At 73.8% G+C, this 23531-nt stretch carries 22 protein-coding genes; 11 read left to right on the top strand and 11 right to left on the bottom strand.

Annotated elements, in window-relative coordinates:
* Positions 1-126: 126 nt before the first annotated feature.
* The gene (locus QP089_RS43380) at positions 127-825 is read left to right on the top strand and encodes an SGNH/GDSL hydrolase family protein (protein WP_285920392.1); all 699 of its coding nucleotides are present in this window, start codon (positions 127-129) and stop codon (positions 823-825) included.
* Here QP089_RS43380 and QP089_RS43375 read toward each other — a convergent pair.
* From QP089_RS43375 to QP089_RS43350, 6 genes are all read right to left on the bottom strand, one after another.
* On the bottom strand, positions 807-2522 hold the full coding sequence (locus QP089_RS43375; protein WP_285920391.1) for a bifunctional 3'-5' exonuclease/DNA polymerase: 1716 nt from the start codon (positions 2520-2522) through the stop codon (positions 807-809). The two genes, QP089_RS43380 and QP089_RS43375, sit on opposite strands and share 19 nt — an antisense overlap.
* 110 nt (positions 2523-2632) lie before the next feature.
* Complete coding sequence (locus QP089_RS43370) at positions 2633-3154, bottom strand: DUF4234 domain-containing protein (protein ID WP_285920390.1); 522 nt, start codon at positions 3152-3154, stop codon at positions 2633-2635.
* A gap of 166 nt (positions 3155-3320) precedes the next feature.
* Entirely contained in the window at positions 3321-4835 is a 1515-nt protein-coding gene (locus QP089_RS43365) for a metallophosphoesterase family protein (RefSeq protein ID WP_285920389.1), read from the bottom strand.
* A gap of 108 nt (positions 4836-4943) precedes the next feature.
* A complete protein-coding gene (locus QP089_RS43360) occupies positions 4944-5342 on the bottom strand; it encodes a YccF domain-containing protein (RefSeq protein ID WP_285920388.1) in 399 nt (132 codons plus the stop codon).
* A 383-nt stretch (positions 5343-5725) separates the two neighbouring features.
* Complete coding sequence (locus QP089_RS43355) at positions 5726-6634, bottom strand: diacylglycerol/lipid kinase family protein (protein WP_285920387.1); 909 nt, start codon at positions 6632-6634, stop codon at positions 5726-5728.
* A 5-nt stretch (positions 6635-6639) separates the two neighbouring features.
* Positions 6640-8229, bottom strand: coding sequence for an FAD-binding oxidoreductase (locus QP089_RS43350; RefSeq protein ID WP_285920396.1), 1590 nt, complete (start codon positions 8227-8229; stop codon positions 6640-6642).
* A 104-nt stretch (positions 8230-8333) separates the two neighbouring features.
* Between QP089_RS43350 and QP089_RS43345 the strand changes: the two genes are divergently transcribed.
* From QP089_RS43345 to QP089_RS43330, 4 genes are all read left to right on the top strand, one after another.
* A complete protein-coding gene (locus QP089_RS43345; protein WP_285920386.1) occupies positions 8334-8942 on the top strand; it encodes a TetR/AcrR family transcriptional regulator in 609 nt (202 codons plus the stop codon).
* Positions 8939-10489, top strand: coding sequence for a glycerol-3-phosphate dehydrogenase/oxidase (locus QP089_RS43340; RefSeq protein WP_285920385.1), 1551 nt, complete (start codon positions 8939-8941; stop codon positions 10487-10489). The genes QP089_RS43345 and QP089_RS43340 overlap by 4 nt, the downstream gene beginning before the upstream one ends.
* 162 nt (positions 10490-10651) lie before the next feature.
* Complete coding sequence (locus QP089_RS43335; RefSeq protein WP_285920384.1) at positions 10652-11554, top strand: sucrase ferredoxin; 903 nt, start codon at positions 10652-10654, stop codon at positions 11552-11554.
* Positions 11555-11739: 185 nt separating this feature from the next.
* Positions 11740-12036, top strand: coding sequence for a WhiB family transcriptional regulator (locus QP089_RS43330; RefSeq protein ID WP_021600082.1), 297 nt, complete (start codon positions 11740-11742; stop codon positions 12034-12036).
* A 216-nt stretch (positions 12037-12252) separates the two neighbouring features.
* Here the strand turns inward: QP089_RS43330 and QP089_RS43325 are convergent, their stop codons facing one another.
* The 3 genes from QP089_RS43325 to QP089_RS43315 all read right to left on the bottom strand — a co-directional run bounded on the left by QP089_RS43325 (position 12253) and on the right by QP089_RS43315 (position 15382).
* A complete protein-coding gene (locus QP089_RS43325) occupies positions 12253-12960 on the bottom strand; it encodes a phosphoribosyltransferase (RefSeq protein ID WP_285920380.1) in 708 nt (235 codons plus the stop codon).
* A gap of 69 nt (positions 12961-13029) precedes the next feature.
* The gene (locus QP089_RS43320; RefSeq protein WP_285920379.1) at positions 13030-14013 is read right to left on the bottom strand and encodes a phosphotriesterase family protein; all 984 of its coding nucleotides are present in this window, start codon (positions 14011-14013) and stop codon (positions 13030-13032) included.
* A 55-nt stretch (positions 14014-14068) separates the two neighbouring features.
* On the bottom strand, positions 14069-15382 hold the full coding sequence (locus QP089_RS43315) for a YihY/virulence factor BrkB family protein (RefSeq protein WP_285920378.1): 1314 nt from the start codon (positions 15380-15382) through the stop codon (positions 14069-14071).
* Between the two features lie 715 nt (positions 15383-16097).
* Here QP089_RS43315 and QP089_RS43310 point away from each other — a divergent pair.
* From QP089_RS43310 to QP089_RS43290, 5 genes are read left to right on the top strand one after another with little or no spacing between them, the layout of a single operon-like run.
* A complete protein-coding gene (locus QP089_RS43310; protein WP_446474137.1) occupies positions 16098-17765 on the top strand; it encodes a nitrite/sulfite reductase in 1668 nt (555 codons plus the stop codon).
* A 13-nt stretch (positions 17766-17778) separates the two neighbouring features.
* Entirely contained in the window at positions 17779-17940 is a 162-nt protein-coding gene (locus QP089_RS43305) for an Insertion element protein (RefSeq protein WP_285920376.1), read from the top strand.
* Positions 17937-18647, top strand: a complete 711-nt coding sequence (locus QP089_RS43300; RefSeq protein ID WP_285920375.1) for a phosphoadenylyl-sulfate reductase — start codon at positions 17937-17939, stop codon at positions 18645-18647. The genes QP089_RS43305 and QP089_RS43300 overlap by 4 nt, the downstream gene beginning before the upstream one ends.
* Before the next feature lie 11 nt (positions 18648-18658).
* Positions 18659-19405, top strand: a complete 747-nt coding sequence (locus QP089_RS43295) for a sirohydrochlorin chelatase (protein ID WP_285920395.1) — start codon at positions 18659-18661, stop codon at positions 19403-19405.
* Positions 19406-19455: 50 nt separating this feature from the next.
* Entirely contained in the window at positions 19456-19731 is a 276-nt protein-coding gene (locus QP089_RS43290; RefSeq protein ID WP_285920374.1) for a hypothetical protein, read from the top strand.
* A gap of 28 nt (positions 19732-19759) precedes the next feature.
* On the opposite strand, the gene QP089_RS43285 is transcribed toward QP089_RS43290, so the two are convergent.
* Positions 19760-20482, bottom strand: a complete 723-nt coding sequence (locus QP089_RS43285; RefSeq protein WP_285920373.1) for a DUF1707 SHOCT-like domain-containing protein — start codon at positions 20480-20482, stop codon at positions 19760-19762.
* Positions 20483-20672: 190 nt separating this feature from the next.
* On the opposite strand from QP089_RS43285, the gene QP089_RS43280 reads away from it, so the two are divergent.
* Complete coding sequence (locus tag QP089_RS43280; protein ID WP_285920372.1) at positions 20673-22298, top strand: acyl-CoA dehydrogenase family protein; 1626 nt, start codon at positions 20673-20675, stop codon at positions 22296-22298.
* Positions 22299-22379: 81 nt separating this feature from the next.
* On the opposite strand, the gene QP089_RS43275 is transcribed toward QP089_RS43280, so the two are convergent.
* Positions 22380-23477, bottom strand: a complete 1098-nt coding sequence (locus QP089_RS43275) for an integrase core domain-containing protein (RefSeq protein WP_285920371.1) — start codon at positions 23475-23477, stop codon at positions 22380-22382.
* Positions 23478-23531 lie beyond the last annotated feature (54 nt).

The following is a 23531-nucleotide window of genomic DNA, read 5'->3' as shown; positions in this document are numbered from 1 at the left end:
GGGGCTCTGGGCGGCCAAGTCTCCTCAGCCATCGGACGGCGACTACATGGCAGCCATACCCAGAGCCCCCGGGCCCACCGATCTTACGAACGACCAGTTCAGACCCAAGGAAAAAGGTAGGACGACATGACCGACACCACACCGGCCGTAACGCTGACCGAATGGACGGACCCGGCCGTCCTGCCCGCCGCCGAAGCCGCCGCGCTGCTGGCCGACGCGCCCTGGAAGAGGATGGTGACCATCGGCGACAGCGTCGCCGAGGGCGTCCGGGACCCGGTGCCCGGATACCGCGACCTGTCGTGGACCGACCGCGTCGAGGAGGCCCTCGGCGCGGTCGCGGACGGGTTCGCCGCGCTCAACCTCGGCCGCCGCGACCTGATCGCCGCCCAGGTCGGCGCGGAGCAGCTCGCCCCCGCGCTGGACTTCGGGCCCGACCTGGCGTTCGTGGTGGCCGGCGGCAACGACATGCTCCGCCCGCACTTCGACGAGGACGAGGTGCGCCGCGAGCTGGCCGCGATGGTCGCGGCGTTCCGGTCCGCCGGCGCGGACGTCGTCACGATCGGGCTGCTGGACATCACCGCCGCCGGGCTCGGGCCGTCCCGCTACCGCGAGGTCATGTCGTCGCGCACCCGGCGGCTGAACGCCCTGGTCGCCGGCGTGGCGGCCGAGCACGGCGCCTGCCACGTCGACAACCCGCCCGGCCATCCGGTCGCGGCCGACCCCGGCATCTACAGCGCCGACCAGCTGCATCTGAACGCCCGGGGCCACGCGTTCGCCGCCGCGAACACGATCCGCGCGCTCGCCGCTCACTTGGCGTCGGCGTAGCGGTCCACGACCGCGACCTCCATCGGGAAGACGACGGGCGTGGCGCCGAACAGCAGGCGCCGCGCCTCCTCGGCGGACGCGCGGACCGCCTCGGTCACGGCGTCCGCGAGCTCCGCCGGCGCGTGCACGATGACCTCGTCGTGCTGGAAGAACACCAGCCGCGGCGGGCCGAGCGCGGTGAGGCGGCGGCGCAGCGAGGCCAGCAGGGCCAGCGCCCAGTCGGCGGCCGTGGCCTGGACGACGAAGTTGCGGGTGAAGCGGCCCCGGCTGCGCAGCGCCTGCGCGGGCGTCGCGTTCCGCCGCCCGCCGCCGGCCGGCGCCTCGGGCGGGTCGCGCTCGTCGTCGGCGGCCAGCGTCAGCTCGCGCCAGCCGGCCGACGGCGGCGGGCAGGTCCGGCCGAGCAGCGAGCGGACGAGCCGGCCCCGCTCCCCCGCGCGGGCGGCGGCCTCGACGTACTCGAACGCGTCGGGGAACCGGCTCTTCAGCACGCCGAGCAGCTGCACGGCCTCGCCCGTCCCGCCGCCGTACATCGCCGACAGCAGCGCGAGCTTGGCCTTCGCGCGTGCCGACAGGCCGCCGGTGGACTCGTCCGAGCGGAAGGAGTCCGACAACGCCTCGTACAGGTCGCCGTGGGCCGCGGCGTCGGCGAACGCGCGGTCGCCCGCGAGGGCCGCGAGGACGCGGGGCTCCAGCTGCGCGGCGTCGGCCACGACCAGGCACCATCCGGGGTCGGCGACCACGGCCCGGCGCAGCACGCGCGGGATCTGCAGGGCTCCGCCGCCGTTGGTCGCCCACCGCCCGGACACCACGCCGCCCACGACGTACTCGGGCCGGAACCGCCCGCCGCTCACCCACGTGTCGAGCCACGCCCAGCCGTGCGCGGTGTGCAGCCGGGCGAGCTCCTTGTACTCCAGCAGCAGCGGGACGGCCGGGTGGTCGACGCGCTTGAGCACGTGCGCGCGGGTGGACGGGATCGGCAGCCCCGCCGTCGCGAACGCCTTGATGATCTGCGCCGGGGAGTCGGGGTTGACGTGCGTGCGCGGCCCGAACGCGGCGCTGATCCGGTAGGCGAGGTCCTGGAGGCGGCGCGGGCGCAGGCCCCCGGACGGGCGCGGCCCGAGCAGCTCGGTGAGCAGCGCGTCGTGCTCCGCGGCCGACCACGGCAGCCCGTCGTGGCTCATCTCAGCGGCCACCAGCGCCCCCGCCGATTCGGCGGCGGCCAGCAGCGCGAACCCGCCCAGATCGGCGATGGCGCGCTGCTGCGCCGCGTGCACCTCGACGATCCGCTCAAGGTCGTCGGCCGGCGCCGCGCGCTTCTCGTCGTCGCCGAACAGCGACGGCTGCGCGGTCGCCTCCTGCGCGGGCGGCGGATCGGGCGGGACCGGCTCCCCGCGCAACCGCGCCGAGGCCGCACGGACCGAACGCGGCTCCCCGTAGCGGCCCGCGTGCCCGAGCAGCAGGTTCTCGACCAGCTCCAGGTCGTGGCAGCGCGCCACGCGCACCCCCGCCTCCAGCAGCCGGGGATACAGCCGCGCGGTCGACGCCCACACCCACCGCGGCGCGTCCGCCCGCTCCCGCGCGGCGATCTCGCCGAGCAGGTCGGCGACGGCGTACGCGGGCCCGGCGGGCGCGCCGTCCTCCCCCAGCGGCCGCAGCGCGCCCCCGCCCGCGCCGTCCGAGGCCACCGCAACCCTCACGCCCCCATTCTCGCGCGACCCCACGACAAAACCCCCTCCGCGGTGGCGGAGGGGGTTCCGGTCGTTCCAGGGGGCCAGGGCCGCGGCCCCCTCGCGGGGTGTCGGTCAGGTCACGCGACGAGGGAGACCTGCTGGCCCGCGGGGGTGTCGCCGTAGCGGTCGGCGACCTTGTTGAGCTGGATCTGGTAGTACAGCACGCCGAAGCCGAGGATGCCGAGCAGGAAGCCCATGCCTCCGCTGCAGCTGGCGGGCAGGCCCGCCGCGCGCTGCGCCTGGGCGATGCGGCCGCCGAGCTTGCACCACATGACCAGCGGCCAGATGCCGAGGGTGATGAACCCGAAGATCATCGAAAGCAGCGCGTTGGTGGCGGCGTCGCCGGTGCGCTGGTCGTACTTGTAGAGCTCGTCGTGGACCTTGAAAGTCCACACGAGGCCGTAGATGCCGAGGGTGATGATCGGCAGGCCGAGCCAGGCGCCGACCGGGTTGCGGCGCTTCATGTTCTGGCCGGTGCCGCGGGCGACGGCCTGCTGCTGCTGTTGCTGCTGTGCCGGCGCGTAGCCGCCCTGGTAGCCCTGCTGCTGCTGTTGCTGCTGCTGGTAAGGCTGGCCCTGACCCTGCTGGGGGTAGCTCATCGAGTCGCTCTCCTGTGGACGCGGTCGTTCTCCGGCCGACCGCCCGTTACCGGTCACCTGTGCGGTGAGCTGAGACTGTAACGGCATTCCGGCACGTCGGGGGGCGACACGACGTATTTTGTCGACATATCTGGCGAATTCTCCAATCCGCCGGTGGCGGCGCCCCTCAGCGCAACGGGATCGTCACCTCGTCCTCGACCGGCGGCGCGGTCTCCTGGTCGCCGCAGCCGGTCGCCGCGAAGCAGCGGATCCGGATCGCGGACTCGGTCACGTCCAGGCGCAGGAAGCTCTTGAAGAACGGCGGGCTGTCCCAGTCGGCCATTTCCGAGCGGAACCGCTGCGGCATCCGGCGCACCGGCAGCCGCAGGAACCGGGAACGGCGCCGGCCGCCGCGCGGAACGCCCAGGACGAACGCCACGAACCGGGCGCGGCGGGACGGCTCGAGCCCGTCGTAGCCCCGTCCCGGCTCGATGCCCGTCCGCGACCGGATGACGGCCGTGGCCTCCTCCGGGGTGAGGTCGAACAGCCCCGGCATCCGCAGCCAGCGCCCGTACAGCCGGCTGTAGCGGGACAGGGAGTCGCCCCGCAGCGGGTAGCAGCGGAAGTCCTTCTCCTCCACCACGTCGGCGCGCGGGATCGTGTGCGTCGCGTGCATGAACGCGCCGCCCCCGCCCGCCACGAGGTACTGGATGACGCGCCCGTCCGCGTCCACCTTCACCGGGTAGCGCTGGTAGTTGTGGATGTCGCCGCCGACCGCGAGCACGTAATGGTGCGCCGGGTCGCGGACGATCGCGTCGACCGTCCCGCCGCCCTCGATCGGCCCGGGGTGGTGCTCGTCGTCCACGTACAGGGGCTTGCCGGTGACCAGCATCTTGGGCTTGGGCCCGGCGGACACCTCGCGCAGCCACTCGCCCTGCTCGCGGTCGATGCCGCCGGTGATCCCGGTGTCGATACCGACGATGCGCAGGGAGGGCGTGTCGATCGCCCAGTACGGCCCGGGCTGGACGGCCTGCTGGCCGGGGGCTCCCCGGTAGAGCGCGTGCGCCTCGGCCAGCCCCTCCCGGTCGACCTTTCCGGAACGGCGCCAGAACAGGCGCGGGACGAACGCCAGCGGCCCCTGCCAGTCGGGCGCGCACTCGGCGTCCAGGCCGCAGAAGGCGTGCAGGAAGCCGCGGAGCCCGTCGTACCAGTCGTGGTTGCCCGGGACGGCGTAGATGGGCGCGGGATAGTCCCGGTAGGGCCGGTAGAACTTCTCGGGGTAGTCGGCCGCGTCACCGGTCGGATAGATCACGTCGCTGGCGACGACCATGAAGTCGGTGCCCGCGCTGGCGTGCAGCAGCGGCGGCACCACGGCGTACTGCGACCGGTCGCCCTCGCCGGTGTCGCCCATGACGATGAACGAGAACTCCGGCTCGGAGCGGTGGACGGTGAACGCCGCGGGCGTCCCGCGCTCCCGCAGCGCGGCCACCGCTCGGCGGCGGATGGCGTTGGACGGGTCGCCGAACAGCCGCGCGACGACGTCGTTGCGGGACCGCCACAGCACCTTGGGGCGGCGCCAGGAGAAGTCGGGGACGCGCTCGGGCAGCAGGTCCCAGAAGGTGCCGGGCTTGCGGCACGCCCACCCCGCGCCCGCCTCGGACACGCGGGAGTTCTCGGGGGCGGCGGCTTGCTCGGCGCACACGGGGGGCCTCCGGCGGGAGTGAGGGGGTGTGCACAGATTGTCCGGAGGCGATCTCGGCCGTCAAGCAACGCCGCCGCGTGGCGCCGAGCCCGTATCGCCGGACGGTGCTCAGGCGGCGCCGAAGCGGCGGGGGTCGTCGGACGGGACGATCTCCCGGCCGAGCGGCAGCAGCGAGATCGGGATCAGCTTGAAGTTGGCGATGCCGAACGGGATGCCGATGATCGTGATGCAGAGCGCGATGCCGGTGAACAGGTGCCCGAGGGCGAGCCACCAGCCCGCGACGATCAGCCAGATGACGTTGCCGATCGCCGAGCCGGCGCCGGCGTCCGCGCGGCGGGCCACCGTGTACCCGAACGGCCAGAGCGTGTACATCGCGATCCGGAACGAGGCGATGCCGAAGGGGATCGTGATGATGAGCACGCAGCAGATGATCCCGGCGAGGGCGTAGCCCAGCGCGAGCCAGATACCGGACAGCACGAGCCAGATGAGGTTGAGGAGGGTGCGCACCCGCTCAGCCTAGAGGCGGGCCGCCGGCGCCGCGGGGCGAACGAAAGCGCGCGGGGCGGGCGCGGTGAGGCTCCGGATCGGGACGGGGCGGGCCGGGCCGAGCCGGAACCCGACCGTGGTGGGCGCCGGCGCCACCCCCAGAGACGCCGGCGCCACCACGCGGAGGGCGCCCGTGGCCATCATGAGTCCCCCCAGAACGGCGAGTGATCGCCTTCTCATGATGCCTCCACAGACGGCCCCAAGGTCCCGAAAGCGGGACGTAATTGACGCTATACGGAGGGCCGTAATGGGCGCGTAAACCGCCCCAAACGAGGGGCCAAAAAACCCGGGCACATCGCATTCGCCCTGGTCAGATGGCATTTCCGCGGGGCCGGACGCGGCCGTTACGGGGCCAGGACGCGGAGCGCTCCGGGCATCACCTTCGCGGTCACCGGCAGCACGCCGGGCAGTTCCCCGTCCGCGCCGTAGGGCAGCGTGCGGCCGGGCGGCCCGGCCAGCTCGATCCGCACCTCCCGGCCGCGCAGCACCTCCACCTGGGGCCGCCGGACGTGGGTGCCGTCCGCCAGTTCCCGCATCACCGCGAAGAACAGCGTCCGGGGGGCGTGCCGGATGAGCACCACGTCGAGCAGGCCGTCGTCCACGCGGGCGTCCGGCGCGATGTGCTTGCCGAAGCCGTAGTAGCCGGAGTTCGCGGCGACGACGGTGTAACCCTCGCGGCGGTGCTCCTCGCCGTCCACGATCACCCGGTAGTCGGCCGCCCGCCAGGACACGATCGCGCGCAGCGCGCCGACGTAGTAGGCGGCCGACCCGCGCAGCAGCCGCGTCTTGTTGGCGTTGGCGTTGGCGACGGCGTCCACCCCGGCGTAGACGCTGCCGAGGACGGGCGTGCCGTTGGCCTCGATGACGTCGACCGCGCGCGGCTCCCCGTCCAGCAGCAGCGCGGCGAGCTTGTCCGGGTCGGACGGGACGCCGAGCTGGCGGGCGAAGTCGTTGCCGCGCCCGGCCGGCACGATGCCGAACACCGCGCCGGTGCCGGCGAGCGCGCCGCCGACGCAGCCGATCATGCCGTCGCCGCCGACGCCGAGCACCACCCGGCCGGACTCGGCGGCGTCCCGCGCGAGGGTGTGCGCGTGCTCCAGACCGCGGCTGTACTCGACGGCGACCTCCGCGCCCGCCTCGCGCAGCAGCCGGGCGAGCGGGATCAGCGAGGACGCGGACGCCGATCCGCCGGCGGCCGGGTTGACGATCGCGGTGAAGGCGCGCTGCGGCGTCCCGGGCGTCTGGTGCGTCATGGCGGCTACTCCCCGGCGGCCGGCGGGACGAGGACGCCGGGATTGAGGATCCCGGCCGGGTCGAGCCGCCGCTTGACGGCCCGCAGGATGTCGGTGCCGAGCGGGCCGATCTCCCGGGCGTACCAGTCGCGGTGATCGGTGCCCACACCGTGATGGTGGCTGATCGTCCCGCCCGCGTCGACGATCGCGTCGGACGCGGCCCGTTTCGCCCGGTCCCAGTGCGCGACGGGGTCCTCGCCCTGCGCGGAGACGACCGTGAAGTACAGCGACGCGCCCGCCGGGTAGACGTGCGAGATGTGGCACATGACCAGCGGCGGCGTGCCCGCGCCGGACAGCGTGCCGATCAGCGCGCACCGGACGGCCTCGTACAGGTCCGGGATGGCGGACCAGAACGCGGCGGTCTCCAGCGTCTCGGCGAACGCGCCGACGTCGAGCAGCGAGTCGCGCAGGTAGGGGGCGTTGAACCGGCCGCGGGCCCACTTGTCGCCCGGTTCGGCGCCGAGCGGCTCGCCGCCCGCCTCCCGCAGGACGACGGCGGTCCGGGCGCGGCGTTCGGCGATCTCCTCGGCGGTGCCCTCGTAGCCGAGGACGGCGAGGCAGCCGGCGGCCGACGAGCCGCCGCCGATCGCGGCCGGATCGGCGAGCCCGATCATGGTCTCGGTCTCGTCGGACAGCCGCAGCACCACCGGCAGCGGCCCGTCCTGGGCGAGCCGCCGCAGCGCGGCCGTGCCGTCGGCGAACGAGGCGAACCGCCAGCCCTCGTACGCCTTCTCCGGCGGGACGGGCCTGATCCGCACGGTCACCGAGGTGATCACGCCGAACGCGCCCTCGGAGCCGAGGACGAGCTGGCGCAGGTCGGGCCCGGCGGCCGACTTCGGCGCCCGGCCGAGGTCGAGCGTGCCTTCGGGGGTGGCGACGGTGAGGCCGACGACCATGTCGTCGAACCGGCCGTATCCGGCGGACGCCTGGCCGCTGGAGCGGGCGGCGGCGAACCCGCCGATCGTCGCCCACTCGAACGACTGCGGGAAGTGCCCGAGCGTGTAGCCGCGCTCGCCGAGCAGCTCCTCGGCGCGGGGCGCGAGCAGGCCCGGCTGCAGGACGGCCGTGCGGGAGACCTCGTCGATCGAGACCAGGGCGTCCATCCGCCGCAGGTCGAGCGCGACGAACGCGCCCACCCCCTCGGGCGCCAGCCCGCCGACCACCGAGGTTCCGCCGCCGAACGGGACGACCGCGATCCGCCGTGCCGCGCAGGCCCGCAGCACGGCGAGGACCTCCTCGTGGGAGCCGGGCAGGACGACCGCGTCGGGCGCGTCGGAGGTCTCGCCGGCGCGGATGCGCATGAGGTCGGGGGTCGACTTGCCGCGGGTGTGCCGGACGCGCGCCTCGGCGCCGGTCCGGACGTGCTCCGCGCCCACCGCTCCGGCGAGCGCGGCCAGGTCGTCCCCGGTGAGCCGGGGTTCCGCGACCTCGATCTCCGCGAGGGCGACGGGCGCGGCGTCGCCGGTCTTCACTCCGAGCAGGTCGCGCAGCAGCACGACCGCCGCCTCCGGCAGCGGCGCGGCCCCGGCCGGGTCGCCCCAGCCGCTCCACAGCATGTCGCGCGTCCGCCCCGTCCCGATCGTCACGGCGCCTCCCCTTCGACGGCTCTCCCGGCACCGCGTCTCCGTGCACCGGTCCCGGTGGGCTTACACTGTGACACATGACGTCGAATCGTCACAACAGGTCGGCGGTCCGGACCGCCGACGACGCCGTGCTGGACGCCGCCCGCGACTGCGTGCTGGCCGTCGGGGTGCGCCGCACCACGCTCACCGACATCGCCCGCCGCGCCGGGGTCTCCCGGATGACGCTGTACCGGCGCTGGCCGGACGTCCGCACGATCGTGGCCGACCTGATGACCCGCGAGTGGACCGCGATCGGCACCGCGGTGCAGCCCCCCGACGACGGCCGCCCGGTCCGGCCCCGCCTCGTCGAGGGCCTGGTCACCGGCGTGCGCACGTTCCGCGACCACCCGCTGCTCCGCAAGATCGTCGAGGTCGACCCCGAGGCGCTGCTGCCCTACCTGCTGGACCGCTGCGGCGCCAGCCAGCAGGCGTTCCTCGCGCTCTTCGAGGAGGCGCTGGCCGCCGGGCACGCCGACGGGACGATCCGCGCCGGCCACCCCGCCCGGCAGGCCCGCGCGCTGCTGCTGGTCGTGCAGTCCTTCGGGCTGTCCGCGCAGATCGTGATCGACGGGGCCGACCCCGAGCTCGCCCCCGACGCCTTCGACGCCGAACTCCGGCACATCCTGGAGAGGATGCTCGCGCCGTGACCCCCCTCCCCGCACCGCTCCGCTCGTCGCTCAACGCCGGCCGCCGCGAACGCGAACTCGCCGCCCTGCCCGGCGAGGTGGTGGACGTCCTGGTCGTCGGGCTCGGCGCGACCGGTGCCGGGGCCGCGCTGGACGCCGCGTCCCGCGGCCTGTCGGTCGCCGCGATCGACGCGCACGACCTGGCGTTCGGCACCTCCCGGTGGAGCTCCAAGCTGATCCACGGCGGGCTGCGCTACCTGGCGTCCGGGCAGGTGGACGTGGCGCACGAGAGCGCCGTCGAGCGCGGCGTGCTGATGTGCCGGACGGCGCCGCACCTGGTGCGCGCGCTGCCGTTCGTGCTGCCGCTGACGCCGCTGGTGTCGCGGTCGCAGGCGCTGGTGTCGCGGGCGGGGCTGCTGGCCGGGGACGCGCTGCGGCTGGCCGCCCGCACGCCCCGCTCGGTGCTGCCCGGCCCGCGCCGGCTGTCGGCGGTGGAGACGCTGCGGCTCGCGCCCGCGCTGCGCCCCCACGGGCTGCGCGGCGGCCTGCTGTCCTGGGACGGGCAGCTCGCCGACGACGCGCGGCTGGTCACCGCCGTCGCCCGGACCGCCGCCGCGCACGGCGCCCGGATCCTGACCCGCTGCCGCGCGGTCGGGCTGACCGGCGACGGCGCGCTCGTCCGCGACGAGGTCACCGGGCGGGAGTTCGCGGTCCGGGCCCGCGCGGTGATCAACGCGGCCGGGGTCTGGGCGGGCGGGCTGGTGGACGGGGTGCGGCTGCGGCCGTCCCGGGGCACCCATCTGGTGCTGCGCGCGGAGTCGCTGCGCGGGCTGTCCGCCGGGATGCACGTCCCGATCCCCGGCGCGACCAGCCGGTTCATGCTGGTGATCCCGCAGGGCGACGGCCGCGTGTACGTGGGGCTCACCGACGAGCCGGCGGACGGCCCGATCCCCGACGTGCCGGAGCCGACGCCCGGCGAGATCGGCTTCCTGCTGGACATCCTGGGCTCGGCGCTGGACGTGCCGGTCCGGCGCTCGGAGGTGCTCGGCGCGTTCGCCGGGCTCCGCCCGCTGCTGGACGGCGGCGACGGCGCAACGGCCGACCTGTCCCGCCGGCACGCCGTGCTGACCTCGCGGGACGGCGTCGTCACGATCGTCGGCGGGAAGCTGACGACCTACCGGCGGATGGCGGAGGACGCCGTCGACGCCGTGGTGCGGGGCCGCGGCCTGTCTGCGGGCCCGAGCCGCACCGCCTCGCTGCCGCTGGTGGGCGCCGCCCCGCGCGCCCGGCTGGACGCGCTGGACGCGCCGCAGCGCCTCGTCCAGCGCTACGGAACGGAGGCGCCGCTGCTGGCCGCGCTGGCGAAGGACGACCCTGCGCTGCTGGAGCCGGTCGTCCCGGGGCTACCGGTGCTCGGGGTGGAGCTGGCATGGGGAGTGCTGCACGAGGGCGCCCTGGACGCCGGGGACCTGCTGGATCGGCGCACCCGCATCGGCCTGGTGCCCGCCGACCGTGCCGCCGCCCTGCCCGCGGCCGAGTCCCTGCTGCCCCGCACCGCGCCGCATTGACGTCCCGGTTCGGGGTAACAGGGCTCACAGACACCCACGAACCGCCCCAATACACCCCGAATTACTCTGGTGTCCCGGGGGCCACGCTGGTTTGACGGCGATAGCTTAGGTTACCCTTACCTAATCATCGAAGATCGGAACGAGCGGCCGGGGGAGAGTCATTTGACGCGCGGGAAGGCCTGCGGGCACTGCCCGGGAAGCCACACCGGCGAGCGGCCGTGCCTGGCGAGCGCGACCGCCAAGGCGCGCGCCTGGCTGCTGGTCGAGCATCCGGGCCCGTGGCCCGAGCGGGTGGCCGACCTGGACGCGCCGGCCCCGGTCGCCGAGGCCGTGCGAGCCGCGCAGGCGGCCGGCGTGCGGCCGCAGCTCATCCGGCGGCCCGGACGCCGCCGGGCGACCCCGCCGATCCAGGTCTACGCCGGGTACTCGCACGGCCGCGAGGCGTGGATCGAGGGGCGCGAGCTGGCCGATCCGCGCGAGCTGGCCGGGCTCGACCTGGCCGCGCTCGCCGCCGGCGGATCCCCCGGGCTCGGCGAACGGCTCGCCGAACCGGTGCTGCTGGTCTGCACGCACGGCCGGCGCAACGCCTGCTGCGCGCGCACGGGCGCGCCGCTGGCCCGATCCCTGGCCAAACGTTTTGACCGGCTTGTCTGGGAAACCACTCATGTCGGCGGTGACCGTTTCGCAGCGAACCTGGTATGTCTTCCCCACGGGCTCTACTACGGCGACCTCGGCGAGGCCCAGGCCTCGGCCGCGGTCGACGGCTACCTGCGCGGCGAGGTCGTGCTCGACCGGCTGCGCGGGCGCGCGGGCTGCCCCGAGCCCGCGCAGGCCGCGGAGCACTTCGTCCGCGCGCACACCGGGAACCTCGAACTGGACACCGTGACCGTGGAGTCGGTCACTGGGACATCCCGCTACGAAGCGGTCGTCACCGTCCAGGAGAGCCGTTACCGGGTCAACCTGGAGGCCGTCGAGCAGCCCGCGTGCGGTCCGGGCTGCGCGGAGAACCTGAGAACCTACGCTGTTACGGAACTCACCCTTCTCAACGAGGCGGCCCTCGTGTAATCTCTCGGAGGCCCCATTCGAGGGTCTCCCTGTCGCACGGCCCCAGGTTTCCGGAGTAACCGGGCGGGGAACAGAGCGGCAACTCCAGACGTTGGAACATTCGGCGCTTCTGACTCATGTCACCCGAAGCTCGTCGATGCGTCCATGTCCCGAAATTGTTCGAAACCAATCAAGGTGGGTGTTCCATGGCTCAGGTACGTCGGCAGGCAAACCTCCCTCGTCCCAGCTGGGGCTGGCAGGACGCCGCGGCGTGCCGGGGGGAAGACCTCGTGCTCTTCTTCGGCCCCGACGGCGAGCGCCAGCCCGAGCGCGAGATTCGCGAGCGCAAGGCCAAGCAGATCTGCATGGGCTGCCCGGTCCGCACGGAATGCCTGGACTACGCGGTGTCCCGGCCCGAGAAGTACGGCACCTGGGGCGGTCTGAACGAGGACGAGCGCGCCTCCGAGCGCCGCCGTCGCATGCGTCGCGCCAACGCAGCCTGACCGCCGCACGGCACGCCACAACGCTCCCAGCGCGCACCCCGGCACGCCACCGGAAAACGAACTCGGCCCCGCACCGCGGGGCCGTTTGCGTCCGCCCCGGGCCCGGCCTCCGACGGCCGGGCCCGGGGCGTTCGTCACATCTGCATCACATCTGTGTCGCGGCGCATCCGATTTCCCGGCGGCCTTTACCGCACCGGACGCAGCCGCGTGGCTTATTCACCGAAATTGGCCGCGCCCATTCCCGGCCCGCTCCAGCCAGCCGATCACGTCGCGGTCGGTGAGCTGATCGAAGTCGCGGTACCACTGGCCCACCGCGCGGAAGTCCCAGGGCGCCGCGGGCACCACCAGGTCGTCCACCTCGCGCGCCAGCGACCGCACGGTCTCCTCGGCGCCGACCGGCACCGCCAGCACCAGCCGGGACGGCCCGCGCCCGCGCGTCGCCCGCACGGCGGCGCGCGCGGTGCCTCCGGTGGCCAGGCCGTCGTCGACGACCACCACCGCGCGGCCCGCGACGTCCGGCAGGCTCCGGCCGCCGCGGTAGGCCGCCACCCGCCGGTCCAGCTCGGCGCGCTCGGCGCGCACGGTCGCGGCCATGTCCTCCTCGGTCAGCCCGAGCCGCTCCAGCAGGCCGCGGTCGAACACCGGCCCGCCGCCCTCGGCGATCGCGCCCACGCCGAGCTCCGGCTGCGGCGGGAAGCCGATCTTGCGGGTCACCAGCACGTCCAGCGGGGACGCCAGGCGCCGCGCGATCTCGTAGCCGACCGGGACGCCGCCCCGCGGCAGCGCGAGCACCACGGCGCCGTCCAGGCCCATCGGGGCGAGCCGCGCCGCGAGCACCCGGCCCGCCTCCGCGCGGTCGGCGTAGGGCAGCGGGACGGCCTCGTCCGGCGCCGCCGGCTGCTTCGCCGTCCTGTTCCACGTCATTCGGCGCACCCCCTCCCGGGGTCGCGGAAGAACTCCTGACGGGGCCCTACCCGCCGGGCGCGCCGCGATTCAGCCGCCGGTGAGCCAGCGCAGCGGGTTGGCCCGCAGGATCGTGTCGACGGCCGCCTCGTCGGCACCGGCGGCCCGCAGGGCGGGCAGGAAGGTGTCGAACAGGTAGCCGTAGCCGGCGCCGCCGTACCGGACGACCTGCTCCATCCGCGAGACGCCGGTGCTCAGCAGCACCCGCTCGGCGTGCCCGGCCTCCAGCAGGTCCATGACGGCGCGCACCCGGGCGCCGATCGCCGCGTGGTCCTCGCCGGCCAGGCCGAGCGTGCCGAACGACACGTACCCGCCGGTCTCGGCGATCTTGCGGTGCTGGCCGGGGTCGTCCACCCGGTCCTGCTGGCCGACCGCGATCCGGTCCGGGGCGAGCCCGGCGGCGGTGAGGATCTCCAGCTGGGCCACGCCGGCGCGGCCGTAGGTCGCCACCGACAGGCCCGAGTAGCGGGCGGCGCGGGCGGCGGCCCGCAGGCACAGCTCCTCGGCCTCGGTGGGCGCCTCGCCCCAGGTGCCGATCTCGCCGATCACGCCGGGCAGCGCGTTGGTGCCGTCCAGGCCGAAGCCGATCTCGGCGAGCAGCCGCTCGGCCAGCCGGTCGACGCCGGACCGGCCCTCCGGCCCGGCGTCGGCGAGGGCCTCGCGGACGAACGCGGGGTGGAACGGCTCGGTGAACACGCCGGTCCCGGCGACCACGGCGACCCGCGCGCCGGCGCTGATGCGGGCCAGCGCGGCGGCGTTGCGCCCCATCCCCGAGCAGGTCAGGTCGACGACGAGGCCGAGGCCGTGCTCCTTGCGCAGCTCGTTCAGCTCCCGCTGGACGCCCTTCTCCTCGTCCAGCCAGCGCGCCGGGTCCGAGTCGACCTGCTGGGGGCGGGCGGGCCAGCGCAGGTCCAGCTGCAGGTGCTCGTGGGAGAGCACCGGGCCGGTGATCTCGGACGTCGCGATCGTGCCGGTCACGGTCCGGAGCCGGCCGGTGTCCTCTCGGGGGGTCATGGCAAGCGAGGCTACGACATGTTTGGCCTTTTCAAAGCCGTGAACGGGGCAGTTTTTACCTTTCGTCCCCGGGCTCGGCGGCGGTCGCCCCGGGCCCGTCCCGCCCGTCGTCCCCCTCCTCCTCCTGCCGGGCCCGCGCCTCCTGGACGGCGCGCGCCCGCGCGGTCCCGGCGCTCGGCCACAGCCGGTCGATCTCGGCGTTCAGCGTCGCGCCGATCAGCACCGCGAGCGCCGCCACGTACAGCCAGGCGAGCACCGCGATCGCGGCGGCCAGCGAGCCGTACACCGACACCCCGCTCAGCGACCCGCTCAGGTAGATCCGCAGGACCAGGCTGCCGATCACCCAGATCAGCAGCGCCAGCACCGCGCCGGGGACCTCGCGCCACCAGGCCGTCCGCACCGGCACGCTCATGTGGTAGAGCAGCGCCAGCGACAGGACCGACAGGCCCACCAGGACCGGCCAGTACAGGACCTGGACGATCGTGGCGCTCTCCGGCAGCGCCTGCCGCGCCAGGGTCGGCCCGGCGACCAGCAGCGGCACCACCACCAGCCCGGCGACCAGCCCGAGGACGTAGAGGATGAACGCGCGCGTCCGGGTGCGGATCACCCCGCGGATGCCCGACAGCCCGTAGGCGATCGTGATCGTGTCGATGCAGACGTTGACCGCCCGCGACCCCGCCCACAGCGACAGCACGAAGCTGATCGACACGATGTCCGGGCTGCCGCCGCGGATCACGTCGTCGAGCAGCGGGACCACCACGGTCTTCACCGCGTTGTCGGTCAGCACCGTGTGGGCGTGCTCGACGACCCTGGTGCGGATGTCGGCGACCGTCTCCGGGCCGATCACGCCCTGGAAGTGGCCCATGGTGCCGATCAGCCCGAGCGCCAGCGGCGGCAGCGACAGCAGCGCGAAGAACGCGATCTCGGCGGCGAGCCCGGTCACCCGGTAGCGGAACGCCCCGACCGCCGTCCCCTTGACCAGCCGCCAGCCGACCGGGCCGCCGGACCGCGCGAGGACGCCCAGCGCGCCCCAGAACGCCGTGCCGGCGCGGCGGGCGGCCGCGCGGACCCGCGCGCCCGCGGAACGGACGCGCGCGGCCGAGCCCGCGACGAGGCGCGGGGCGTGGTCAGAACGCACGGGACCGGTATGCCCAAGATCGGGAGCCGCATGGTTCGCGGCGGCGCGGCCGGAGGACGCGCGCTCCCCGGACGCCCCCTCCGGGGCCGCCTGTTCGGAGGGCGCGGGCTTCGCGGGGGCGGGCACCGGGGGCGCGCCGGCGGAGGGCGCGCGGTCGCGGCCGCCGGCGCCGTCCGCGCCGCCGTGGTCCCTGGCCGGGGAATCGCCGGCCGCGTCCGAGACGGTGGTCACAGCGCCCCACCGTAGGGTGTGGACCGCCCGGAAGATTCCGCATCGCCCATTTCCGTGATCCGCTCCGCGCGTCGCGCGCCGATCCCCTCCTCCGCCCGCTCAAGGGTCCGGCCGCCCGCGGGCGCGGGCTCCGGGCCGCCGCCTTCCGATCCCCCGCTCCTACCCGGTTCGACGGCGCCGGCCGCAGTCCGGCCCCTGATCGTTATGCCGGTGCGCGAGCATCGATGCGGATCGGTGACAATAGAGGGGTGATATGCCGGTCCTGCCGCGAACGCCACCACGAGGAGTGCCGTGGCGGGTCGTGGTGCGACTGCCAGCACAAGGCCGCGCCCGCGACGCCGTCGACGACGTCCGGGCCCGCCCCCGGGACCCGTTCGCCGGACGGGCGGGGCGCGACGCCGGGCGCGGAGCCTCCGGTGAACTGGAGGCGGCAGGGATGACACTTCTCACTCGCCCACATTCCGGACGTCACTGGACAGCCCGCGAGATGCCGTGTCAGAGTTTGAGCATGACTGCTGCGGACCCGCTGCTGGCCAAGCGCCGGCACGTCGACTTCCTCCGCGTCCGCAGCGCGATCTGTCGCTGACGCCCCAGACCACGCCCCTTCGCTCAGCCGGGCGCGTGGTGCACCGGCGTCACCTTTGACTTCATCCTGCTCAGCGTCGAGCCGGCTGCCTCAGAGCGCCGCTGCGCTACGCGTCCCTCACGACCACAGATGAGGACGCGCGCCGTGCCACCCGCGATCAAGCGCAAGAAGGGCGAGGGCCAGTGGGCCCTCGGCTACCGGGAACCGCTCAACAAGAACGAGGAGAACAAGAAGAACGACGACGGGCTGAACGTCCGCCGCCGGATCATCGACGTCTACTCCAAGACCGGTTTCGACTCCATCGACCCGGCCGACCTGCGCGGCCGGTTCCGCTGGATGGGCCTGTACACCCAGCGCAAGCCGGGCATCGACGGCGGCAAGACCGGGGCCCTCGAGGACGAGGAGCTCGAGGACAAGTACTTCATGATGCGGGTGCGCATCGACGGCGGCCAGCTCAGCGGCCCGCAGCTGCGCACCATCGCCGACATCTCCACCCGGTACGCCCGCGGCACCGCCGACCTCACCGACCGGCAGAACGTCCAGCTGCACTGGGTGCGGATCGAGGACGTCCCGGCGATCTGGGAGGCGCTGGAGGCGGTCGGGCTGCACACGATGGAGGCGTGCGGGGACGTGCCGCGCACCATCCTCGGCTGCCCGCTGGCCGGGATCGCCGCCGACGAGGTCATCGACGCGACCCGCGACCTGCGCGTGATCCACGACCGCTACATCGGCTCGCCGGAGTTCTCCAACCTGCCGCGCAAGTACAAGACGGCGCTGTCGGGCTGCACCGCGCACTGCACCGTCCACGAGATCAACGACATCGCGTTCGTCGGCGTGGTGAACGAGGCGGGCGAGACCGGCTACCAGCTGTTCGTCGGCGGCGGGCTGTCCACCAACCCGATGTTCGCCCAGAGCCTCGGGGTGTTCGTGAAGCCGGAGCAGACCAGCGAGGTCTGGCACGGCGTCACCTCGATCTTCCGCGACTACGGGTACCGGCGGCTGCGCAGCCGCGCCCGGCTGAAGTTCCTGATGAAGGACTGGGGCGCGGAGAAGTTCCGCGAGGTGCTGGAGAAGGAGTACCTCGGGTACGCGCTGCCGGACGGCCCCGAGCCGGCCGCGCCGCTGGGCCGCCGCGACCACGTCGGGATCCACCCGCAGAAGGACGGCCGGTTCTACGTCGGGTTCGCGCCGCGCGTGGGCCGGGTGAACGGCGAGCTGCTCGGCACCATCGGCGAGCTGGCCGACCGGTACGGCTCGGGCCGCGTCCGCACGACCATCGAGCAGAAGATGGTCATCCTGGACGTCCCGGAGGAGAACACCGAGGCGCTCGCCGAGGCGCTGGCCGAGCACGACCTGCAGGTCCGGCCGTCCACGTTCCGGCGGCAGACGATGGCCTGCACCGGCATCGAGTACTGCAAGCTCGCGATCGTCGAGACCAAGCAGCGCGCGATGGACCTGGTGGACGAGCTGGAGAAGCGGCTGCCCGACTTCGACCAGCCGCTGACGATCAACGTCAACGGCTGCCCGAACGCCTGCGCCCGGATCCAGGTCGCCGACATCGGGCTGAAGGGCCAGCTGGTCGTGGACGAGAACGGCGACCAGGTCGAGGGCTTCCAGATCCACATCGGCGGGCAGCTCGGCGCCTCGTTCGGCAAGAAGGTCCGCGGCCTGAAGACCACGTCGGCCGGACTGACCGACTACGTCGAGCGCGTCGTCCGCAGGTTCGACGAGCAGCGCGCCGACGGCGAGACGTTCGCCGCGTGGGCGCAGCGCGCCGACGAGGCCGACCTCAAGTAGCGGGCAGGCCGGAATGAGCGAACGTGCCGCGCCGTTCTACTGCCCGTACTGCGGTGAAGAAGATCTCGAACCTCTCGAGGAGCACGGGGCGTGGTTCTGCAACGACTGCGTCCGCTCCTTCCAGCTGAAGTTCCTCGGTGTCCGATCCGCCCAACAGACCAAGGAGTCCCGGTGACGCTGCTGGAGACCGACAGACCGACCCTGGACCTCGAGGACATCGTCGAATCGGCCGCCGAGGCGCTGGAGGGCGCGCCCACCCTGGAGGTCATCCGGTGGGCCGTCGCCACGTTCGGCGACCGGATCTGCCTCACCTCGTCCATGTCGGACGCCGCCCTGATCCACCTGGTGTCGAAGGTGAAGCCGGGCATCGACGTGCTGTTCGTCGACACCGGCTACCACTTCGCCGAGACGATCGGCACCCGCGACGCGGTGGAGGCCGTGTACCCGGTGAACGTCATCAACGTGACGCCGTCGCGCACCGTCGAGGAGCAGGAGGCCGCGCTCGGCCCCCGCCTGCACGGCCGCAACCCCGACCTGTGCTGCCACCTGCGCAAGGTGGAGCCGCTCGGCCGGGCGCTGGAGGGCTACATGGCCTGGTTCAGCGGGATCCGCCGGGACGAGACCGCCAGCCGCCGCAACCGCCGCGTCGTCGAGTGGGACCGCAAGCGCGGCATGGTCAAGGTGAACCCGATCCTGGACTGGTCCCAGGAGGACATGGACAACTACATCGAGGACAACGGGGTCATCATCAACCCGCTGCACTACGACGACTACCCCTCGATCGGCTGCGAGCCGTGCACCCGCCCGGTCGCGCCCGGCGAGGACCCGCGCAGCGGCCGCTGGGCGGGCATGGGCAAGACCGAGTGCGGCATCCACCTGTGAGCGCCGTCCCGATGGTCGCGGTGGCGCACGGGAGCAGGGACCCCCGTGCCGCCGCGACCGTCACCGGGTTGCTGGCGGCCGTCCGGGCGCTGCGCCCCGGCCTGCCCGTGCAGGCCTCCTTCCTCGACCACGCGCCGCCCTCCCCCGACCGGGCGCTGGACGCGCTGGCCGGGGACGGCGCCGCAGCGGCGGTCGTGCTGCCGCTGCTGCTGACGGCCGCCTACCACAGCAAGACCGACCTGCCGGGCGTGCTGAACCGGGTGCGGGCGCGCCGGCCCCGGCTGGCGCTGCGGACCGCCGCGACGCTGGGCCCGCATCCGCTGCTGACCGGCGCGCTGGAGCGCCGCCTGGCGGAGGCGGGCGTGGAGCCGGGCGACCCCGACACCGCCGTGGTGCTGGTCGCGGCCGGGTCGTCGGACGACTCCGCCAACGCCACCATCTGGCGGCTGGCGCGCGAGTGGCGCTCGCGCGGCTGGCGCGGCGTCGTCCCGGCGTTCGCGTCGGCGTCCCGCCCGACGCCCGCCGAGGCGGTCGCGGCGCTGCGCGACGCGGGCGCGCCCCGCGTGGCGGTGGCGTCGTACTTCCTCGCGCCGGGCCACTTCGCCGACAAGGTGCGCGCCGAGTCGCTGGACGCGGGCGCCTTCGCGGTCTCCCCCGTCCTGGGGGCGGCGCCGGAGGTCGCCGAGCTGGTCGTCCGCCGCTACGACGAGGCGCTGGCCGACCGCGTCGCCGAGGGCCGCACCGCCACCGCGGTCTGACGTCGGGTTCCTCACGTTCGCCGGGTCCGGCTCGGGGTATGCGGTCGCGCATGGATGAGCGTGAGGATTCCGGACACGAGCCCGAGACGACGCACGACCGCGACTTCGCACCGGTGAACCAAGGGTCGGACGCGCGGGGCCGCACCGTCCCCGGCACCTCCGTCCCGGCGAGCGTGCCGGGCGAGGAGCCCGCGGAGCGCGGCGCCCGCCAGGAGGATGAGGTCAGCGGCACCGGCACGCCCGGCGTCGGCACCGGTCACCCCGACGCGCTGCCCCCGGACGACGCGGGCGTCCGCAAGGCGGAACGCGACGACGAATCCCGCTGACCCGTACGGTCCGGCTCCGGCGCCGCCGTCAGGAGCCGGAGCGGCGGTCGCGCCACCAGGACGCGACCGCCCCGCGGATCGGGGCGTGGTGCTCGTCGTCCACGATCTTCACGTCGCCCATGAAGGCGTTCGCGGTGACCCGCACGACGGGGATCCGCTCGCCCGGGCAGCACTCGCGCGTCTGGACGCGGCGGTCGCCGAGGAAGGCGTGGCCCATCAGCTCGACCGCCACCCCGTCCGGCACGATGATCTTCACGTCGCCCATCACGGCGGTGGCCGCGATGTGCACCTCGCCGGTGGGGACCTGCGCGCCGCGCAGGTCCAGCTCGACGTCGCCCATCACCGACACCGCCTCCAGCGGGCCGTCGATGCGGCCGACGATGCGCTCCTTGCAGTCCCCCATGACGGCGCTGAACCGCCGCTTGACCTGCAGCGGCGCCGGGTTGGCGCCGGGCGCGCCCATGCCGGGCAGGTCGGCGGTGATGTGCTCGAGGTCGGTGCGGCTGACGGCCGCGTAGGCGGCCTCGGTGCGCTCGGTCAGCTCCTCGAAGGTCAGCCGCCCCTCCACCGAGGCGACCCGCAATCGCTCGACCACGGCCTCGCGCTCGGCGTCGGAGGCCCGGACCGGGCCGGGAACCGCGGGATGGTCGGACGGATCGGCGCCGGGCCGCGCGGGGTGCAGGTCCTGCCGCCGCGGCCGCGGGCGGCTCGGGCACGACGGCCGCCCCTGCTGCGGACTGGACTGACTCATGGTTTCGAAGTTATGCCCCCGGGCCGCATGGACAATCCGCCGCGCGGACGAGATCGTCCCACCACCTCAGGAGGATGACCCGTCCGCCCCCGGCACGGCATGATCCATCTTTCAACTACCCGAACCCGGTTCTGTATCCTGCCGTCGGGGCGTCCCCCCGACCCGTCCTCCGCAGCACAGGAGCAGCGCCGTGACCCACGAGGTGTTCAACCAGGTTCCCCCGCTCGCCGGGCACGACGTGGCCGACGATCCCGCCCTGCTGGACGGGCTGGAGCGCGAGGGCGCCGGCTGGGCGGCGGCGGAGGTGCACGAGCTCGGCCGCCTGGCGGGCACCGAGCGCGCCCAGGAATGGGGCCGCCTCGCCAACGAGAACCCGCCCGTCCTGCGCACCCACGACCGCTACGGGCACCGCATCGACGAGGTCGAGTTCCACCCGGCGTGGCACGAGCTGATGACCGTCGCGGTCACGCACGGCCTGCACGGCGCCCCCTGGGCCGACCCCCGCGAGGGCGCGCACGTCGCGCGCGCCGCCAAGTTCTACAGCTGGCGCGTGGACGCCGGGCACGGCTGCCCGATCTCGATGACGTACGCCGCCGTCCCCGCCCTGCGCCAGGCCCCCGAACTGGCCGCGCAGTACGAGCCGCTGCTCGCCAAGCCCGAGTACGACTTCGGGCTGCGCGCCCCGCTCACCAAGAACGCGCTGCTGGCCGGCATGTCGATGACCGAGAAGCAGGGCGGCTCCGACGTCCGCGCCAACACCACGCAGGCGACGCCGCAGCCGGACGGGACGTACCGCCTCGTCGGCCACAAGTGGTTCACCAGTGCCCCGATGTGCGACGTGTTCCTCACCCTCGCCCAGGCGCCGGACGGCCTGACCTGCTTCCTCGTCCCCCGCGTCCTCCCCGACGGCACGCTCAACCCGCTCCGGCTGATGCGGCTGAAGGACAAGCTCGGCAACAAGTCCAACGCCTCGTCCGAGGTCGAGTACGAGAACGCCGTGGCGTGGCGGGTCGGCGACGAGGGACGCGGCGTCCGCACCATCATCGAGATGGTCAACATGACCCGGCTGGACTGCGTGATCGGCGCGGCCGCCGGAATGCGCCAGGGCGTCACCATGGCCGCTCACCACGCCGCGCACCGCAAGGCGTTCGGCGAGTACCTCATCGACCAGCCGCTGATGCGCAACGTCCTGGCCGATCTCGCGGTGGAGTCGGAGGCGGCGACCGTCCTGATGACGCGCCTCGCCGGCGCCACCGACCGCTCGGTGCGCGGCGACGCGTCCGAGGCCGCGTTCAAGCGCCTCGGCCTGGCGGTCGGCAAGTACTGGGTCTGCAAGCGCTGGCCGGCGCACGCGGCCGAGTCCCTCGAATGCCTGGGCGGCAACGGCTACGTCGAGGAGTCCGGCATGCCGCGCCTGTTCCGCGAGTCCCCCCTGAACTCCATCTGGGAGGGCTCCGGCAACGTGGCGTCGCTGGACGTGCTGCGCGCCATGGCCAAGGAGCCGCAGACCGTCGAGGCGTTCTTCACCGAGGTCGGGCGGGCCGCCGGAGCCGACCCGCGCCTGGACACTGCCATCACCGAGGTCAAGGACTCCCTCCAGGACTTCGCCACCCTCCAGGTCCGCGCCCGCCGCGTCGTCGAGCGCATGGCCCTGGTCCTGCAGGCGTCCCTGCTGGTTCGGCACGGACACCCGGCCGTCGCCGACGCCTTCTGCGCCACCCGCCTCGCCGGCGACTGGGGAACCGCCTTCGGCACCCTCCCACCCGGCCTCGACCTGTCCCCCATCATCGACCGCGCCACCCCGAAACTCGGTTGAGCGCGCGTTCAGAACCAGCCTTCGCAGTCCGTCGGGCCACCACTTCGACCCTGTCCCTGCCGAAAATCTCGTCCGCGCAGGTCAAGCGGCATGTTCATACTCGTTGAGAATCCCTCCCAGCCGTTGCCTTCTTCGGATGTTCAGGTGAGCGATCTGGTTCGGTTCGGTGATCGCTGAAGGCAGCGGCTTCAGCGGGCGGGCGTTGGCGATGCCCTGATGAGGCCGATGCTCGTTGTAAAAGGTCTCGAACTCGCGGAGGGCCTGGAGCAGGTGACGCTGGTTCCAGATCAACGTGCGGTCGAGCAGTTCACGGCGGCAGGTCTGCATCCACCGCTCCATCACCGCGTTCATCCTCGGCATCCGCACCCCAGTGAGCAGCACCCGGATACCGGCTTCGGCCAGGACGGCGTCGAACTCCTCGGGGAACTTGCCATCGCGGTCGCGGATTACGAACCGCGCCCGGCAGCCGGCGTCCTCCAGGTCCATGACCAGGTTCCGCGCCGCCTGCGTCACCCACGAGGCGGTCGGGTGAGCGGTAGCGCCCAAGATCCGGACTCGGCGGGTGCGATGTTCGATGACCGCCAGCACGTACATGCGGGCACCGGTGAGGGTCGCGGTCTCCAGGAAGTCACACGCCAGCAGCGCCTTCGCTTGCGAGCGCAGGAACCCGGCCCAGGTGGTGGCGGAACGCTCGGGCGCCGGATCGACGCCTGCGTCCTTGAGGATCTCCCAGATGGTAGAGGCGGCCACCTTAACGCCGAGCACCAGCAGTTCGCCGTGCACCCGTCGGTAGCCCCAGCTCGGGTTCTCCCGCACCAGGCGAAGGACGAGAGCCCGGATCGAGCGGACGGTCGGTGGTCGCCCCGGACGCTTGGGGCTGGAGCGAGCAGCGTGCCGACCCGCAATCAGGTCCCGGTGCCAGCGCAGTACTGTGTCCGGCCGCACGAGCAGCCGCGTCTGCCGCAATACGCCACGAGGCAGCCGGTGCAGCAGCGCCGCGAGCAGCGCTCGATCCGGACCGGTGAACCGCACCCTCGCCCCGTCCAATTGGCGCTCCAGCACCGTGATCTGATGCCGCAGCACCAAGATTTCGGCGTCCTTCTCCCGGTCGGTCATCGGAAGCAGACGCAGCACCGCGAACGCGTTCGCCACGGTCAAGTAGGCCAGTCGCAACAGCACAACCGCCCATTCTCCCGGGGCGAGGGCAGCGTCGTGGCATGTCCCGCGACGGTT

Source organism: Actinomadura opuntiae (assembly GCF_030283205.1).
GTDB lineage: Bacteria > Actinomycetota > Actinomycetes > Streptosporangiales > Streptosporangiaceae > Spirillospora.
Note: the sequence above shows the minus strand (reverse complement) of the source record. Positions and strands in the feature narration are given on the sequence as shown.

Bases quoted from the DNA above. Each gene is read 5' to 3' on its own strand.
- QP089_RS43370 (WP_285920390.1), bottom strand. From the start codon at position 3,154: ATGAGCTACCCCCAGCAGGGTCAGGGCCAGCCTTACCAGCAGCAGCAA.
- QP089_RS43350 (WP_285920396.1), bottom strand. From the start codon at position 8,229: ATGCTGTGGAGCGGCTGGGGCGACCCGGCCGGGGCCGCGCCGCTGCCG.
- QP089_RS43310 (WP_446474137.1), top strand. From the start codon at position 16,098: ATGAGGACGCGCGCCGTGCCACCCGCGATCAAGCGCAAGAAGGGCGAG.
- QP089_RS43345 (WP_285920386.1), top strand. From the start codon at position 8,334: ATGACGTCGAATCGTCACAACAGGTCGGCGGTCCGGACCGCCGACGAC.
- QP089_RS43290 (WP_285920374.1), top strand. From the start codon at position 19,456: ATGGATGAGCGTGAGGATTCCGGACACGAGCCCGAGACGACGCACGAC.
- QP089_RS43285 (WP_285920373.1), bottom strand. From the start codon at position 20,482: ATGAGTCAGTCCAGTCCGCAGCAGGGGCGGCCGTCGTGCCCGAGCCGC.
- QP089_RS43330 (WP_021600082.1), top strand. From the start codon at position 11,740: ATGGCTCAGGTACGTCGGCAGGCAAACCTCCCTCGTCCCAGCTGGGGC.
- QP089_RS43325 (WP_285920380.1), bottom strand. From the start codon at position 12,960: ATGACGTGGAACAGGACGGCGAAGCAGCCGGCGGCGCCGGACGAGGCC.
- QP089_RS43295 (WP_285920395.1), top strand. From the start codon at position 18,659: ATGGTCGCGGTGGCGCACGGGAGCAGGGACCCCCGTGCCGCCGCGACC.
- QP089_RS43320 (WP_285920379.1), bottom strand. From the start codon at position 14,013: ATGACCCCCCGAGAGGACACCGGCCGGCTCCGGACCGTGACCGGCACG.
- QP089_RS43355 (WP_285920387.1), bottom strand. From the start codon at position 6,634: ATGACGCACCAGACGCCCGGGACGCCGCAGCGCGCCTTCACCGCGATC.
- QP089_RS43380 (WP_285920392.1), top strand. From the start codon at position 127: ATGACCGACACCACACCGGCCGTAACGCTGACCGAATGGACGGACCCG.
- QP089_RS43305 (WP_285920376.1), top strand. From the start codon at position 17,779: ATGAGCGAACGTGCCGCGCCGTTCTACTGCCCGTACTGCGGTGAAGAA.